A 17,352-nucleotide genomic window follows, 5' to 3' on the forward strand; every position below is an offset into this window, starting at 1 on the left:
CCTAATTAAAGAAACCCGTTGCAGCAATGCAACGGGTTTTTTGCGTTTGTCGTCGTGATTTTATATCGCGTGATGAGACTACGTGGGCGTAGATCTTATGGAGGACGGGATGAAGCCGATGTTGTTTGGTACTAGAATACAGGGGGTAATCTGTAAAATGGCTGCGCTAATACTAAAGTAAAACCACTGCTGTATGTCCACACTATTCCTAAAGCCGAATCTTAGCTGTGTGCATAACATAACCAAAAAAGCCCAGCAGAGATTCCCTACAGGGCTTTTTGTGTAGTAAGTGGTACGTTACTTAATCATGCTATAAATAAGCGCAAATACCGCCAGAGAGCCAATTGTAAGCACAAACAGTGTACTTAAGCGGTTTCTGTATTTGTGTAAGCTAGGTACTTTATAAACGGCAATCATCGGCATGATGAAAAGGATCATGGCAATGATAGGGCCTGACAGCTGATCCATCATGTCTAAAATACTTGGGTTGATCACTGAGCAATACCAAATAGCGAAGAACATGATTACTGTGCCAATTTTATCAACTAACTTTGGATTCAAATGTGCTTGCTTACTCACTAGCCCATTAAAGCTTTCACGAGCACCTAAGAAGTGTCCTAAGAATGATGAAGTAATTGCGATAAAAGCAACCAGAGGGCCAAGTGTGGCAATAAAAGAGTTATCTGTGATATTGGCTAGAAATGACAAAATAGACACATTATCAGCTTTAGCTTGTATCATTTGCTCAGATGACAGAGACAACACACAAGAAAATACAAACAGCAACACAAATACAATCAGTAACAAGCTGGTACGTTTAAGAATTGCTTCAGATTTCATTTTGGCATTATTGCCATAATGGGCTCGCTGTACATGGACAAAGCTTGAGATCGCAGCTGCGTGGCTAAACGAAAAAACAATAATGGGAATAGATAACCAAAGCGTCTTCATAAAACCTGAGAATTCAGGAATAGTGATGTTAGGCATTTGCCAGCTAGGGATTAAATATAATGATAAGAAGAATAAGATACCAACCAGAGGATAAACTAAAATAGAAAAAGCGCGAAGCATAAGTGCCTCACCACCAAGCATTAAGCTAATCATACCACCTACTAAAACCCCTGATAATAGAACTCGAGGTGGTGACTCCATGCCTAATTGATTCACAATAAAGCTGTCGACGGTATTGGTTAAGCCAACACCATAGATAAGTAAAATAGGAAAGATCGAAAGGAAGTATAAAAGAGAAATTAAGCGACCAGCGTTAATACCAAAATGCTCTTCAACTACGTCTGTAAAATCAGCATCGGACTGTTTAGATGATAATACAAAACGGGCCAAACCACGGTGAGCCAGAAAAGTCATAGGAAAGGCTAAGCAAGCCATAATCACTAATGGCCAGAATCCACCAATACCAATATTAATCGGTAAGAATAAAATACCAGCGCCGACTGCGGTACCAAATAAGCTTAATACCCATTGGGTGTCATGAAGATTCCATTTCGAGTTACTACTTGTTGTCGATGCGTTGTACTGCGCAGCATCTTGATGTGTGTTCATTAGCACTCCACTATTAGAATAATAATTGTCGCGCAGCATATAGAAAAGCGACTAAGAATGCATGTTTTAGCGTTGTATTTAAATAACTATGCTGTAAGGGGAGACTTACACAAAGGAATATTGCTTATTTGGCTAGCTGAGTTTTGCACTGCTCCACCCAGCTTAGAGTGTTATTGTGCAGCCGTTAGTGCACGTGTTTTTATATCAGCAGCAAATACTAAGCCTTTCTTAAAGCGAGTCTCAGCGGCACTGATTTCTGCTTCATCGCCATTTGCGGCAAGAATGCTTTGTGAGAGAGCCTTATAAAGCGAGGTGATTTGTGATTCGTACGCTGCTTCAATTGCCTTTTCAACTGTTGTCATTTTTATTCCTTCACTATAAATAATTGAGCAAAATATTAACGGAACATTGCTTCATTGACTAGTTTTGCAATGTAATATTTAGCGGAATTTTTAAGTATTAAATTTAAAATTTAGTATGTGATAATGGCTTTTATAAAGCATGATTTTAGTGTTTTTTTATTAATGGGTTTTATGTGTGTAGTTAATACGTCTTTTTCTATGTTTTATATTTGTAGTTTTGTTATTTTTCACCTATAAATAAGTACCTTTTTTAGGTAGTGGATTCTAAATGAAAATTAATAAGGATTTTGTTATGAAAAATTTTGTTTTTATATTGGTTTTTCTGGGCGTAGCTAACTTATCTTACGCAAATACCGTGTATGTAAGTTCAGATGGTACTGGCGATGGGTATGATATAGAAAGGCCAGCGAATTTATCATATTTAAATGGGTTTCTAGCAGATGCGAGTATAGCAAATATTATTTTAAAATCTGGGATATATTATCAGAATAATTATTTGTTGGTTAGCCAAGGGGCACACCCCGTTAAAATTTCTGGTTTAGGTAATGTTATAATTACCAGTGACTATAATAGTGGAAATGGCGGGAGCTCAGGTTTTATTGTTGCGAGAAGTAATGTTAGCTTTGATAATATAAAGTTTATTAATACACAATATTGTTTTAGGTTTAAGAATAATGCTGTATCAAATGTGAATATTGACCGCATATATGCGCACAATACAATGAGTTGCGTAGATTTTGATAGCGGCATCTCAGAAGTTGTTAGTAACATTACAATCAATGAATTAACCACCTTAGCTTACCATAAATCAGGAATTCGCATTAATGGTAATACACCTAAAAATATTTCTATTACAAACTCAAAAATAGACGGGTTAAATTCAAACATAGATTCTATAAAAGATTGTCATATTACTGGTATAAGTGTCAGCGGTAAGACTAGAGATATAAATATTGAAAATGTATCTATTTCAAATAATGTTGGTGGTTCAGTTGATTGCGGGAGTTATCAGCAGGGGGATGGGATTGTTGTAAATTCAGATGTCGCCGGTGTTACAATTAAAAATGTATTGGTGTCGAACAGTCGAGATGCAGATCTTGATATAAAAAGTCAAAGTACCTTTTTAGAAGAAGTTACATCCTTATCAGGCGATATTAACAGACACAATCTAAAGCTTTGGTATAATGATTTCTCATGTAAAAACTGCTATGTAAAAGCTAACAAGCCTAACGCTATTCAGGCAATAGGTTCAAGAGTCGAGTTTGTCGATTCTGTTTTTGAGGTGTCTGATGTATCTAAATTATGTGATTTGCGTGAAAAAAATGGCATTCAGGGCAGTATTGGTTTTGTGGGTGGAATGCAGTTAAATATCGAAAATCTGAGTATGGTAAACGGCTTTATTCCAGATTGTACGTAAATATAAACTATTTAAACAGTTAGTAGAGCTGTGTTTCTAAATCAGCTCGTTTGGAATTCCCTCTAGAATATTTTAGAGGGAATTGTCTGAGGCTTTTTGAGTTTTAAATAGATTAAGTTCTGTGATATTCAACTCGGCCTGAAAAAATTAACGCTTTTGAAGCCACTTTTCTATTTACCTTAACCTTCTAACGCCGATACCACAAAATATGGATTCAGATACTCTTCTTTACTGTTATACAGTAGTGGGCTGCCATCGAGTTTACTAACCGTTGCGCCAGCTATTTCGGCAATTGCATGGCCTGCGCCTGTATCCCACTCACAGGTTGGGCCTAACCGTGGGTAAATATCTGCACTGCCTTCGGCTACTAAGCATAGTTTTAGGGAGCTGCCTTTTGAGACCATTTCTACGTCATCGAACTGTTTTACAAACTCAGCAAGATCTGGAGAAGGGTGTGAGCGACTGCCAACAACACGGATAAGTCCTTTGTTTGGTTTGCGGGTTACTTTAAGTTCGATACGCTCATCGCCTTTATCTTTAAAGGCACCGATTGATTCACTTGCAATATACGAAACGCCCAAAGCGGGTGCATCAACCACAGCTAATACAGGCTTTCCATTTTCGATCAGTGCAATATTGACGGTAAACTCGCCGTTTTTCTTGATGAATTCTTTGGTGCCATCTATAGGATCAACTAACCAGTAGCGTTGCCATGTTTGGCGGACGTCCCAGCTTATATCAGCGCTTTCTTCACTTAGAATTGGCACATCTGGGGTAAGGTGTTTTAAGCCATTCACAATCACTTTATGAGCTGCTAGGTCTGCGTCGGTAACAGGACTTTCATCAGCCTTGTATTCAACATTAAAGTCCTTTTCGTAAATCCCCATTATTGCGCTACCCGCTTGGCGTGCGAGGAGTAAGATTTCTTCTAGCAGTTCCGTTTGATTCATGGCTTAACCTATAATTTGCTGTTGTTTTAAATACGCTACCAGTTCTTGCACCGATTGGTCTAGGGTGTTTGCGCTCGTATCGATTTTAATTTCTGGTGAAATAGGGGGTTGATAATCAGAATCGATACCAGTGAAGTGTTTTATCTCACCTGCACGGGCTTTTTTATAGAGACCCTTTGGATCGCGGCTTTCGCAAACGTCTAATGGGGTATCTAAAAATACTTCGATAAATTCACCCTCTTCAACTAAGTTTCTTACCATATCGCGTTCACTTCGAAAGGGTGAAATAAATGCGGTGAGTACCACAAGTCCGGCATCAACCATGAGTTTTGCGGTTTCACCCACCCGACGAATATTTTCAATACGGTCTTCATCACTAAAGCCAAGATCTTTACATAAACCATGACGGACATTATCACCGTCTAATAGGTATGTGTGCACACCTAATTGATTCAGGGCACTTTCTAGTGCATTGGCAACGGTGCTCTTGCCAGAGCCTGAAAAACCAGTGAACCATAAAATAGTTGGCTTATGTTTTTTTTGCTCACTACGCTGTGCTTTAGTCGTGGCGTAGTTATGCCATACAATATTCTCATCCATTGTTTTTACTCTCATTATTGAAATGGAAAAACCAGTGGTATTAATGTCAGCACCGTTATTGAATAAATAATCGATAACGGTAAGCCCATTGCAATGTAATCTTTCAAACGGTAGTTACCCGCACTGTATACCATTAAGTTAGTTTGATAACCAAATGGTGAAATAAAACTAGCCGATGCACCAAAAGCGACGGCCATAATAAAAGGGAGTGGCGATACATCAAAACCTATGGCTAATGCGTAGGCAACTGGAAACGAAAGTGCCGCGGCAGCATTATTGGTAATGAGCTCGGTAAACATCACGGTCATTAAGAAAATGGCAATGAAAGCACCATAAGGTCCAAAATCGCCAAGCACGTATAACATACCTGATGATATTTCACCGGCAAGGCCTGTGCCTATCATTAATTTAGCTAAGCCGATAGCACTGCCTACCACAGCGAGTAGTTCAATCGGAAAGCGGCGCTTTACTTCACTAAGTTTAATTGTGCCAGTTAGCATTAGACCGATCAGCAAAACAAGTAGACCTTTAATCAAGGGCACGATTCCAATAATGCTCAGGCCTAAAACCCCCGCAAAACTTGCCAATACGATATTAGATTTCTTTGGCTTTAAGTGAGTTTGTAAATCAAGGCCTGAAATATAAACAAATTCTCTTTTAAGGTCAGGAAGCGAGTAAAACTCTTTACCTGGTGCAAGAATAAGTGAGTCACCAGCTTGTAGTTGTACTTTACCTAAACCACCTTGCAAGCGGTCATGACCGCGGCGAATGGCAATAACTGCCGCATGGAATTGCTCACGAAAACGCACTTCCTTAACGGTTTTACCTATGTATTTAGATGAATGGCTGACAACGACTTCAACTAAGTGCTCAACATCTTTTTCGTGTTTGTCGTGAACGACTTTTAGGCCATCAAACTGAGTAAGCAGCGGCACCGATTTTATGTCACCGACAAATAGAAGCACGTCACCTTCTTTAATCACTTGCTTTGGTGTGACTGCACAGATACGTTTATCTCCACGGATGATTTCGGCTAAGAATAGGTCTTTAAGTTCACGAAGACCATTTTCTTCAACGCTTTTACCCGCGAGTTTTGAGCCGATTTCAACTTTACCTTCTAGATAGAAGGGGACGACTTCTTGATCGTTTTTGCCATTATCAGGAAGGTATTTCAACATCACAATGATAGTGATTAAGCCAACACTCAAAGCACCCAAGCCCACTAATGTAAAATCAAAAAAGCCAAGGGGCGCCATGCCAGCTTCTACTGCAAAACCATTAACAATTAAGTTAGTTGACGTGCCAATTAGGGTAATCGTGCCCCCTAAAATTGCAGTGTACGACAAGGGCAACAACAACTTAGACGGGGAATGAGTTGGGCTGTCTTTTATTGCACTAATAAGTGAGGCCACAACCGCCGTATTATTAGTAAATGATGATAAAAAAGCAGTAGATAAACCAAGTTTAGTCACTGAGCTGGTTAGACTTCCTTTAGAAAGTGACTGAGCAAGTTTTTGTACTAACGTGGTTTTTTCTACCGCAATAGACACTAATACAAGCAGTATTAAAGTAATTAAAGAGGGATTTGCATAGTTCACCAGCATATCTTCAAGGCTTATAAGCCCTGCTAGATAGCTAATACCAATGGCGCCAACAAATAACCATGCTGGTTTTAGTCGTGTGCCAAAAAGGCACCCGACTAATACCAGCATAATGCCTGTTAATACCAGCTGTTGATACATGCTATTACTTCCTATAACAGGCGAAAAGTGATCATTTAAGCTTAGTTATATCAAGCGCTTGCCAGTGAGGGAAGTGCTTGCGTACTAAAGCGTTAAATTCAACTTCAAAGTCGCTAAAGTTACTTTGCTGTTCTTCAATGTTAAGTAATTGCTCAATCATACCTGCTGCTACAGTTAGGTTTGATAGGCGATCGATTAGGATAAACGCACCTGTTTCATGGTTGTTGTGGTACTCATCAGCCAAAATTGTTTCTGTAAGTTCTAAGGTTACAATGGCAATTTCGTTCAGTTGTAATGAGTCAGCTTGACCATGCTCTAGGGTATTTACATCAATCGTGTGATCGATTTTTCTTACCACTGCAGAGGTATTCTTGCTACCTAACTTAAAGTTATAGCTTTTACCTAATACAAGCGGCGCTTCGTGCATCCATACTAATTTAGCTTGAATACGATTTGTGACCGCGGCTTTTGAAGCGGCTGGCACAATCACATCACCACGGCTGATATCTATCTCGTCGTTTAATGTTAAGGTGATTGCTTGTCCTGCTTCAGCGGTATCTAAGTTGCCATCAAAAGTGACAATCTCTTTGATGCTTGAGCTTTTACCCGATGGTAGCACTTTCACTGCATCACCAACACTGAACTTGCCAGAGGTTAAAGTACCTTGGAAGCCTCGGAAGTCTAAGTTAGGGCGTACAACATATTGCACTGGAAGGCGAGCTTCGAAACCGTTATCAATTTCAGCAGCTGGCGAGTCTTCAAGTAACTCAAGCAGTGGTTTATCTGTGTAGTAAGGTGTGTGCTCTGAGCGTGTAACTACGTTGTCACCTTTAAGTGCAGACATAGGCACAAACTTGATATTTGTAACGTTTAGCTGCTCCGCAAATTTAAGATAATCCGCTTTGATTTTTTCATACACGGTTTCATCAAAGTCGACGATGTCCATCTTATTGATAGCAACAACAAACTGCTTAATACCTAGTGAGTCACAGATAAAGCTATGACGCTTAGTTTGTACTTGTACGCCGTAACGAGCGTCAACTAAGATAATCGCAACATCACTGGTTGATGCACCGGTTACCATGTTGCGTGTGTACTGCTCATGCCCTGGTGTGTCAGCAATGATGAATTTACGTTTTGCTGTTGAGAAGTAACGATAAGCAACGTCAATCGTAATACCTTGTTCACGCTCAGCTTGTAAGCCATCAACAAGGAGTGCTAAATCAAGCTCTTCACCCGCATTACCGACCTTTTCATTGTCTTTATGCAGGGCGGCAAGTTGATCTTCATAAATTTGGTGGCTGTCATGTAAAAGGCGGCCAATCAGCGTTGATTTACCGTCATCAACGCTACCACATGTCAGCATGCGTAAAAGGCTTTTATCTTGTTGACGTGCGAGGTAAGCGTCAATGCCTAGCTCTCTTACTTCGTTAATCGTGTCGTTTGTTTTAGACATTAGAAATAGCCCTCACGTTTTTTCTTTTCCATTGAACCTGCTGAATCATGATCAATCACACGGCCCTCACGCTCAGAAGAGGTTGAAAGTAGCATCTCTTCAATAATTTCCGTTAAGGTTCCTGCCGTTGATTCCACAGCACCCGTTAGCGGGTAACAACCCAGAGTACGAAAACGCACAGATTTCATTTGTGGTACTTCGCCTTCCTCAAGAGGCATGCGCTCATCATCAACCATAATTAGCGTGCCGTTACGCTCAACAACTGGGCGTTCTTTGGCAAGGTAAAGTGGAACCATTTCAATGTTTTCTTGGTAGATATACTGCCAAATATCAAGCTCAGTCCAGTTAGATAGCGGGAAAACACGAATGCTTTCACCTGGGTTAACTTGGCTGTTATATGTATTCCAAAGCTCTGGACGTTGGTTTTTTGGATCCCATCTATGGTGTTTGTCACGGAATGAGTAAACACGCTCTTTAGCACGCGATTTCTCTTCGTCTCGACGTGCCCCACCAAACGCAGCATCAAAGCCGTATTTATCTAACGCTTGCTTTAAGCCTTGCGTTTTCATGATATCAGTGTGTTTTGCTGAGCCGTGTACAAATGGGTTGATATCAATCTCTAACCCTTCTGGGTTTTTGTGGACGATTAAATCAAAGCCGTATTCTTTGGCTAGGCGGTCACGAAACTCGATCATTTCCTTAAATTTCCAGTTGGTATCAACATGTAATAATGGAAATGGGATCTTTGCTGGGTAAAACGCTTTGCGTGCTAAGTGTAATAATACCGATGAATCTTTACCTATCGAGTAAAGCATCACCGGATTTTCAAACTCAGCAGCCACTTCGCGCATGATTTTGATACTTTCAGCTTCTAATTGCTGAAGGTGTGTTAAAGCCATTGTTAGTCGTCCTACTAAAATGATTAAAAGTTAAATTACGCTACGCCTGTAATAGGCTGGGCAAAGCTGCTGGTTTGTTCGGTTTGTCCGAACCATGCAAGCTGGTGATGCAATGATGCAACTTCGCCTATAATTAGTAAAGCGGGTGAGATGATACTATGACGGGCAATCAAGTCCGCCAATTCACCCAGTTGTCCTGTAACGACACGCTGTTCTTTTCGCGTACCATTTTCAATAATGGCAACCGGTGTTTCTGCACCACGGCCATGTTTTAATAATTGTGCTTGAATATGGGGGGATTTAATGACACCCATATAAATTGCCAAAGTTTGATTTGGTTTTGCTAGTGATTGCCAATCAAGTTCTTGACCATCTTTTTTACAGTGCCCTGTCACAAATTGAATGGCTTGTGCATGGTCTCTGTGTGTTAGAGGGATCCCAGCATAAGCACTGCAACCGGCAGCTGCGGTAATACCCGGTACGATTTGGTAACGTACTTTGTTAGCGGCTAGCACTTGCACTTCTTCACCACCACGACCATAAATAAATGGGTCGCCTCCTTTAATACGGCATACTTTTTTACCTTGTTTGGCAAAATCTACGAGCATTTGATTGGTATCTTCCTGTGCAACACTGTGATCGCCCAAGCGTTTACCAACACAGACTAAATCAGCGTCACGACGCACAAGTTCCATAATTTCATCAGAGACTAAATAGTCATACACAACGACGTCTGCTTGCTGCATTAACTGCAGTGCTTTTAGTGTTAATAACTCAGGGTCACCTGGGCCTGCACCAACAACATACACTTCGCCTTCAGGCTCTGGCTTTGCATCCAACAGTTGCTCTAACTGCACAGTTGCTGCTTCGGTATTACCCGCCTGCACTTTACTCACAACCGATGAGTCAAACACCCCTTCCCAAAATTGGCGACGGTCAGCAAAGTGCTTGAAACGCTGTTTTACTTTATCGCGAAAGCTGCCAACTAATGTAGCAAGTGGGCCAATATGTTGTGGAATAAGCGTTTCGAGTTTTTCACGTAACCGACGTGCAAGTACGGGGGCTGTGCCAGCACTTGAAATAGCAATTGTGATTGGATCACGGTCAACAATCGAAGGAAAAATAAAGCTGCATTTAGGCTGGTCATCCACCACATTAACGAAAATATTACGCGCATTGGCACGTTCAAAAACGTCATTATTGACGCTGTCGATATCCGTCGCCGCAATAACTAGCATTTGTTGATCTAAATACTGCTCTTTAAATATATCAACAATAAGCGTTACTTCACCTTGCGTTGCAAGCGCAGTAAGTTCATCACAAAACTCAGGGGCGACTAGCGTTACATTGGCACGTGCTTTTAAAAATGCGCGGCACTTACGTAACGCAACATCTCCACCGCCGACTACCAATACAGGTTTGTCGTCCAACTTGGTAAAGATAGGTAAATATTGCACGTTGTTCTCACCCCTAAAACACATCAAAGAAACTGCTTATTGCAGGCAAGCAGAATATAGTGCTCTAAATAAAGTAAAAAATAATTAAAACCAAGTTTATATAACTAAAAGTTATATTTGGTGGCTTTGTTTGGCTTAAGGCTTAGTTAACAAGGGATTGCGACGAGTTACAAGGAAATTAAATGTCTTATGGTGATTAGTTATGATTTATAGCCAGATCATAAAAATTTGCTACTATAGGGTACTAATATGGCAACACAAAATAAGATCAATGACTAACATGCAAACAATCGCTGCCCAAGCGGTGGCACTAATGGATTTAACAACACTGAATGACACCGACACTACAGAGTCTATTAATAACTTGGTTGCGAGTATTGAGCCAAAGTTAGGCATTCCTGCTGCGGTTTGTGTGTATAGCCAGTTTGTTAGTGACGCCAAGCTTGCACTCGCTGAGCGCGAGTTACAACAAGTTAAAGTGGCTACTGTGACTAACTTTCCTAGTGGGGAGCAGTCTTTAGAACAAGTGATAAACGAAACCTTGTTTGCCATTGAACGCGGAGCCGATGAAGTAGACTTAGTGATTCCATACAAAGCACTGATTGCCGGTGATGAACGCAAAGTTTTAGAGTATGTTCAAGCGTCAAAAGATGCCTGCGGTGCTCAAGTGCAACTTAAAGTGATCATTGAAAGCGGTGAATTGACCAATGAGTTGATTGCTACAGCAACTAAGCTGGCGATAGAAGGCGGTGCCGACTTTGTTAAAACCAGTACCGGTAAAGTCGCTGTGAATGCCACCCTTGCGGCGACTAAGATTATTTTAGAGACCATTGAAGCAAGTGGTCAAAAGGTGGGTTTTAAAGCGGCGGGTGGAGTAAGAACTGTTACTGACGCTGCTGAATACTTAGCTTTAGCTGAGTCAATTATGGGTGAAGCGTATTTACAACCCGAGCTTTTTCGGTTTGGCGCTTCAGGTTTATTAAGTGATGTGTATACGACATTAAATGAATCGTGAAAGTGAGCAAGAAAAAATAGCGCTAGAGCATGGTGCGGCAAAGCTATTTTTGCGCTGTTACGAAAAGCAATTTGGTGTAACTATGCGTAATATCTGGCATAACACACCGAGTAAGCCCGATGTTAGTTGCTATAAAGGTGATGAGCGACTCGATATCGAAATAGCGCATTTATATGCCAGTGAAACAGAAGCGATGGCGGTGCTTGGCCGACCTTTGTCGATTGGTATGCAACGAGACCTTGCGGAAATGGCGTTAGCACCGAGTAGTGAACGTTTGCACTGTGCTTTACATCGTTTGCTCGCGCAAAAAGCGAAAAAGCATTATGAGTCTACTCACCCTTGGTTATTAATACGAAATGCCAGTACGATTTGGCATCTAGAAGATTTTAAGTCGGTACTTACTAACTTAAAAGTGCCAGCAAAGCATCCATTTCAACAAATTTGGCTATTGTGTGATTTTTACCGTGGCGAATTGATACAAATTTTGTAGTGATAAACGAAAGTGTATACAGCCAGTGCTGGCACTGGCTGTTAGTTTGCTTAGTTAAATTTAAACATACTGCCAAAGCTTTCTAAACTTGATTTGTTCGTTTTGGCAATACACCCTGAATCATCAAGAGACTTTTTGGTCGTCTCATCCGCAAGACCAGTCACTTTCAGCTTTTTTTCTTGCTGATACTCAGTGAGTGCAAGCACGGTTGCTTCATCGTACTCTACGTCTTCTATTTCATATTCTTCGTAGTGAGGCTGCCTTTTCAAATAACCCAAACAAACCAAGTTCAGTCGTGACATCGCCAAGTCTGTTTTTTCGTAGTAAGGCATTCTGTGAGTTGGAACACTAACCGATGCAACTGGGGCTTTAGCAGGAGCTGCAGCTGCGGTTACTTTTAGTGGTGCAGGGGCTGTATGGCCTGCTGCAATGGTGTTATCGCTATTATAGCGATAATAAGTCGCTGGCACTTTTGATTCTAAGAACTCAACCGCCTTTACAATCACTTCACGCAATGCTTTTTCTTTTGGTGTGTTTGACCAACTACTTAGATTGCCGCCGACTAGGGCGCCACCAAAGTTAGTTGCAGCAGAGGTAAAATTAAAATCTTTACTGCCGCCTTCTACGCTAGTGGCTGCTAGAATACGCGAGGTACGGGTGTCTATTAAACGTAAATCTATCGCCATGTGTGAACTTGAAAAGCCCGCTGATACTGAACTAAATACATCACCAATAAACCCACCACTCCCTACACGAGTACCAGAGTTGTCGTCATCGAACTCTGTGACCGCTGCTACAACCACAATTTCGGCACCCTCTATTTCGCCGTAGGCTGCGCCTGATGCTGCACTTACTCGACCTGATACCGCTAAGTCTTGCTCTGATAAAACAGCATCAAGTGCTTGTCTTTCTAGGACGATAAATCGATTGGTACTAACTAATGCAGTTGTTAGCTGATCTGCCATACCTTCACCAATTTCTTTACGCCACCAACGCGAGTCGTTGGACTTATCGGTAAAGCGTGCCACAGCGACTCTGGCTTTAGGACCATTGTATTGTTGTTGCGCGACTTCGTTTATATTCGGGCTGTTGCTATTGCTGGTGGTTGTCGTGGTACTTTGGCATGCAGTTAGTGCAGCAGCAAGTAAAGTGAGCGTAATCGCTTTGTGTGTTTTGGTGAGCATATGACTTTCCTTAACTTATATCTCATGCAGTAAATAACGCCACAATACGGGCTTAGTTGTTATAAATGTTTATTAGGATAAGTTATAAAAATCAGTGCATTAAAAATAGCACTCAAGCGAAAAGTTTATTCACTCACACGAAATCAGCGCGTTTTTGATGGTTATCTCGATACTGTTTTGGTGATAGGCCAAAATAACTTTTAAAGCTTCGAGCAAAATAACTTTGCGAGCTAAAGCCATTTTGTTCAGCTATCAGACCAATTGCTGATGTGCTATTGATTAGTTGTTCTTTTGCAAACTCTAAACGTGTATTGCGCAAATAGTCTGATGGAGTTTGTGAATATAATGCTTTCATTTTTAATTGAAGTGCACGGGGGCTTAAACATAATGCAGAGGCAAGTTGTTCGACGGAGAAACTTTCATCTTGATAATGAGTTTGCACTACCTGCTTAAGCTTCTCTGTAAAGGAGTAGTCTTTATTGTGAACCGTAATCTGCGCGGATGGGTCTGTGTGTAGCGGGGCAGCAAGCTGCGCTGTTAAATGCTGGTTTAAGATGTGTCTTAAATTAAGCAACCCCTTTACACGGCTGATCAGTATTGCTGGTTCAAACGGTTTACTTAAAAAATCATCGGCTAATAAGTCGAGGCCTTTTAAACGACTATGTGTGTCTGCCTTTGCAGAAAGTAATAGGACAGGAATGTGGCTGGTGGCGGGATTGGCACGTAGTTTAGCCAATAGTTGATAGCCATCCATATTAGGCATCATGACATCACTAATGATTAGGTCTGGTAGGCTCGTTTGACATAGTTCAATAGCTTGTTGACCATCAATTGCGCAGATACAACGAAACTCCTCATTAAATAACGAAAGTAATAGCTCAGCCATGTCTTGGTTATCCTCAACAATGAGAATAGTTGGCTGTGAGGAATGCAGTTCAATTGAGTTATTTATATGTTTACCAGAGGTGATTGCAAGAGGAAGTGATACATTAAAACAGCTCCCTTTGTTAATTTGACTTTCTAGGGTTATTGCCCCGCCGTACTCTTCAACTAGCTGCTTTACCAAGGTCAGGCCGATCCCACTTCCTGACTCTTCAGATGCAGCCACCCGAGTAAAGCGTTTAAAAACTTGTTGTTGGTGCTTGTCGGCAATTCCGATACCCGTATCGATAATGCTAAACAGTACCTGTTGCTGTTCTATAGAGAGGCTAATATCTACTCTACCACCGTGCGGAGTGTATTTAAGGGCATTACTAATTAGGTTACTAAAGATCGAGTGAGCATGCTCGGGAGCAAGGGCAATCATGCATTCTTCAGCCGTATTAGTGTGAAAATTAAATTGCAGTTGCTTTTGCTTAAAGAGCGGCGTGAAGTCGTTTACCAAGTTGGTCAGAAAATCATTTAATGAATACGGTGATACCGTATAAATAGCTGTACTTGGACGTTTGCTCAATTGTAAAAGTTGATTAATGAGCTCAAGCAAACGCTGGCAATTGCGCTTTATACTAGCAAGTTGCGTTTGTGTATGTTGGTCAGTATTACTGTGCTGTAACTGACTCACTGGAGCAAGTATTAAGCTCAGTGGCGTTTTTAGCTCGTGGCTAATGTTATCTAAAAATTGATCTTTTAATTTGTTTAATTCAATTTCAGTTTGCTTCTCTTGCTCAGCAAGCTTGCGTTGGTAGAGCGCATTTAGAAGTAACCAAGTTAGCGTTAATGCCATTATTAGATAGATGCCATAGGCTAATTTACTTTGCCACCAAGGAGGCACAACGGTTAGTTCTAGCAAAGATACACTGTCACTCCATAGGCCGTATTGGTCTTTTGCCTTGATTAATAATTGATAGTGACCAGCTGGCAACTGTGGATAGTTAACTTGCCTAAGGGATGCATCTGTATACAAAAACTGTTCATCAAAGCCAGCTAACTTATAGCCATATTGGTAATGTTTTGGTGTGGCACCATTATTTAATGCACTAAATTTAAAGCCAATAACGCCAGCTGATTGCTCAAAAGAGAGTGAATGGGTGGAACTGGCAAGCGTGTTTGTTTGCTTTCCAAAGTGGTTACTTTCAATTACGTGATTGTTCAGTAATAGCTCAGTTAACACGGGGGTAGGGGGAGCGTGCGATAAGTTTAACTGCTCTGGATAAAAATGGTTATAACCATTAATACCGCCAAAAAATAATTCGCCATCGTCTGCTTGAAAGCTCGCGCCCAGTATAAATGATTGGTGCTGAATACCGTCTTCGGGCAAAAATTGCTGTGTCTGACCTGTGAGCGGATTATAGCGTGTTAGTCCGCCATTGGTTGCTAGCCAAAGCATGTCTTGCTGATCAGTTAAAATATCAAAAATATTATCATTCGCTAAGCCGTGCTGCTCGGTAATTTGTTTAACGTTAAAATTATGTTTATTGACTTGGTTCAGTCCCTGCATTGTACCAACCCAAATGATGTTCTTTTTTAGCAGTAAAGAAGTCACCATGTTATGACTAAGTCCAGTCTCGACTGAGCTTTGTTGATCTAATAAACTGAATTGCTCACTTGCAATATCTAGCTTATTGAGCCCTGCTCGGGTGCCAATCCAAAGAGCATGGTCATCACTATCATAGGCAAGCGTAAATACAGTGTTGTTTGCAAGACTGTTGTTTGTGTCGTTATGCTTGAAGTGAGTGACCTTTGCTGATTTAGGCTCAAACCGAGTAAGTCCTTGGTTACTGCCAAGCCAAAGTGCACCCGTTTTGTCACTGGTTATCGCATAAACACGATCACTACTAAGCTGGTGGCTTTGCGTGGTGAAAACTTCAAAACTATCACTGCTATCCTGATATTTGACCAAGCCGCCACCGTAGGTGCCAATCCATAACTGGTGATTAGCGTCTTCATGGAGGGCAAATATATTACTGTTTGGTAAAGCGTTTTTATAGTGATGATAGCCTTGGGTTGTTTTACGATTCAGCCCATCACGAGTGCCAATCCATACCTCTCCATTTGCTCTTTTTATGATTGAGCGAACAAAATTATGGCTCAAAGAATGTGGCTGAGAGGTTGTTGATTGATGAGAAAACTGCTGTTGTTTGGGGTCGTATCTGTGTACGCCATAGCCATCAGTCCCTAGCCAAATAACACCTTGTGGGTCTTGATAGAGTGAAAGGAGGTAATCACTGCTTAAACTATTGTGCTCTTGTTTGTCATGGCGGTATTGAATGTATTCTTCTTGTAAGTCTGACTCAGCAGGTAAAAAGTATAAACCTTGCCCATAGCTTGTTAGCCAAAGGTTGTTTTGAGTATCAATAAGGCTGTCAGTGATCCAAGTACCTTCAAAGTGCATAATAGGTTCACTCACCAACGTTGTTAAATTAAGTATATAGAGTCCTTGCTTGCCGCCAACAAGCAATTTTTCATGACTAAGTAGATTGAGATGCCATAACGGCGAGCTGATACTCGCGTGTTGAGTAAATTGCTGTGTATTTGGATTAAATGAAAGCAACCCTTGGCTGGTAGCGAGCCAAAGCCGTTTATCAGTGATGATGATGTCGCGAATGAGCGTGTTTTGCTGATCATGCGCCTTAAATTGAAAATGTTTGAACTCTTTCGTGGTTAGATCAAAATAGCTTAATTTACCTTGCTCATGCCCGAGCCAAAGGTTACCGCTTTTCGTTAATGCCATCGACCAAATTTTATCGTCACTTAGCCCTGAATTATTGCCTGAGGAGTATACTTCGAACTCGCCAGTGTGAGTGTTAAGGCGATTGAGTCCTTTACTTGCAGTTGCAAACCAGAGTTGTTGATGCTGATCTTTTTGGCAGGAAGTGATCCAATTTCCCGAAATGCTTTTGCTATGATTGCTGGCTTTAAATCGTTTAAATTCATAACCATCAAAACGATTTAACCCGCCTTGTGTGGCAAGCCATAAAAAGCCTTGTTGATCAGTAATACTGCAATTGATGGAGTTTTGACTTAAACCTTGCTGACTATTAAAGGTTGTCAGGTGTAATGGGCGAGCATTAGCAAGCTGACTAGCTAGCAAAGTGATACTAAATAATACAACGTAGCAGGCAAATTTTAACAGCAACACATGTATCCATGTCGTTTTCAGTTCCTTTATTGGGTTTATAATAAACTGCTTTTTAATCAATGTTAATATTGATTTTTAAATAGACTGACGAGAATTTAACTTCTGGGTATCTTTTACACTTGTGTTAATGAATTGCGTAAGT

Annotated in this window: 13 protein-coding genes; 3 read left to right on the top strand and 10 right to left on the bottom strand. The window is 40.9% G+C overall.

Going from position 1 to position 17,352, the window contains the following annotated elements:
- Nucleotides 1-297: 297 nt before the first annotated feature.
- Both NYF15_RS00475 and NYF15_RS00480 read right to left on the bottom strand, forming a co-directional pair.
- Nucleotides 298-1,560, bottom strand: a complete 1,263-nt coding sequence (locus tag NYF15_RS00475; protein ID WP_341803426.1) for an aromatic amino acid transport family protein — start codon at nucleotides 1,558-1,560, stop codon at nucleotides 298-300.
- A gap of 170 nt (nucleotides 1,561-1,730) precedes the next feature.
- On the bottom strand, nucleotides 1,731-1,922 hold the full coding sequence (locus NYF15_RS00480) for a hypothetical protein (RefSeq protein WP_371352401.1): 192 nt from the start codon (nucleotides 1,920-1,922) through the stop codon (nucleotides 1,731-1,733).
- Nucleotides 1,923-2,190: 268 nt separating this feature from the next.
- Between NYF15_RS00480 and NYF15_RS00485 the strand changes: the two genes are divergently transcribed.
- Nucleotides 2,191-3,339 (top strand): hypothetical protein, encoded by a 1,149-nt coding sequence (locus NYF15_RS00485; protein ID WP_371352402.1) that lies wholly within the window; start codon nucleotides 2,191-2,193, stop codon nucleotides 3,337-3,339.
- Nucleotides 3,340-3,518: 179 nt separating this feature from the next.
- On the opposite strand, the gene cysQ is transcribed toward NYF15_RS00485, so the two are convergent.
- From cysQ to cysG, 6 genes are read right to left on the bottom strand one after another with little or no spacing between them, the layout of a single operon-like run.
- On the bottom strand, nucleotides 3,519-4,289 hold the full coding sequence (gene cysQ, locus NYF15_RS00490; protein ID WP_371352403.1) for a 3'(2'),5'-bisphosphate nucleotidase CysQ: 771 nt from the start codon (nucleotides 4,287-4,289) through the stop codon (nucleotides 3,519-3,521).
- A gap of 3 nt (nucleotides 4,290-4,292) precedes the next feature.
- On the bottom strand, nucleotides 4,293-4,889 hold the full coding sequence (cysC, locus tag NYF15_RS00495) for an adenylyl-sulfate kinase (RefSeq protein WP_130149221.1): 597 nt from the start codon (nucleotides 4,887-4,889) through the stop codon (nucleotides 4,293-4,295).
- A gap of 14 nt (nucleotides 4,890-4,903) precedes the next feature.
- Nucleotides 4,904-6,631 carry an SLC13 family permease gene (locus NYF15_RS00500; RefSeq protein WP_371352404.1) on the bottom strand — a complete coding sequence of 576 codons (1,728 nt, stop codon included), beginning with the start codon at nucleotides 6,629-6,631 and terminating at the stop codon, nucleotides 4,904-4,906.
- A 31-nt stretch (nucleotides 6,632-6,662) separates the two neighbouring features.
- Complete coding sequence (gene cysN, locus NYF15_RS00505) at nucleotides 6,663-8,087, bottom strand: sulfate adenylyltransferase subunit CysN (protein WP_130149219.1); 1,425 nt, start codon at nucleotides 8,085-8,087, stop codon at nucleotides 6,663-6,665.
- Nucleotides 8,087-8,986 carry a sulfate adenylyltransferase subunit CysD gene (gene cysD, locus NYF15_RS00510; RefSeq protein ID WP_105173930.1) on the bottom strand — a complete coding sequence of 300 codons (900 nt, stop codon included), beginning with the start codon at nucleotides 8,984-8,986 and terminating at the stop codon, nucleotides 8,087-8,089. Before cysD ends, cysN begins: the two co-directional genes overlap by 1 nt.
- A gap of 35 nt (nucleotides 8,987-9,021) precedes the next feature.
- Nucleotides 9,022-10,443 (bottom strand): siroheme synthase CysG, encoded by a 1,422-nt coding sequence (gene cysG, locus NYF15_RS00515; protein ID WP_371352405.1) that lies wholly within the window; start codon nucleotides 10,441-10,443, stop codon nucleotides 9,022-9,024.
- Nucleotides 10,444-10,714: 271 nt separating this feature from the next.
- Between cysG and deoC the strand changes: the two genes are divergently transcribed.
- Both deoC and NYF15_RS00525 read left to right on the top strand, forming a co-directional pair.
- Complete coding sequence (deoC, locus tag NYF15_RS00520; RefSeq protein WP_371352406.1) at nucleotides 10,715-11,458, top strand: deoxyribose-phosphate aldolase; 744 nt, start codon at nucleotides 10,715-10,717, stop codon at nucleotides 11,456-11,458.
- Nucleotides 11,448-11,948 carry a hypothetical protein gene (locus tag NYF15_RS00525; RefSeq protein WP_371352407.1) on the top strand — a complete coding sequence of 167 codons (501 nt, stop codon included), beginning with the start codon at nucleotides 11,448-11,450 and terminating at the stop codon, nucleotides 11,946-11,948. The genes deoC and NYF15_RS00525 overlap by 11 nt, the downstream gene beginning before the upstream one ends.
- Before the next feature lie 50 nt (nucleotides 11,949-11,998).
- Here NYF15_RS00525 and NYF15_RS00530 read toward each other — a convergent pair whose 3' ends face one another.
- Together NYF15_RS00530 and NYF15_RS00535 are read right to left on the bottom strand one after the other, a co-directional pair.
- The gene (locus NYF15_RS00530) at nucleotides 11,999-13,132 is read right to left on the bottom strand and encodes a CsgG/HfaB family protein (protein ID WP_371352408.1); all 1,134 of its coding nucleotides are present in this window, start codon (nucleotides 13,130-13,132) and stop codon (nucleotides 11,999-12,001) included.
- 133 nt (nucleotides 13,133-13,265) lie between these two features.
- On the bottom strand, nucleotides 13,266-17,210 hold the full coding sequence (locus tag NYF15_RS00535) for a two-component regulator propeller domain-containing protein (RefSeq protein ID WP_371352409.1): 3,945 nt from the start codon (nucleotides 17,208-17,210) through the stop codon (nucleotides 13,266-13,268).
- Between the last annotated feature and the right edge of the window lie 142 nt (nucleotides 17,211-17,352).

Origin of the sequence: Pseudoalteromonas sp. 68 DY56-GL68 (assembly GCF_041414825.1) — a bacterium.
Taxonomy (GTDB): Bacteria; Pseudomonadota; Gammaproteobacteria; order Enterobacterales; family Alteromonadaceae; genus Pseudoalteromonas.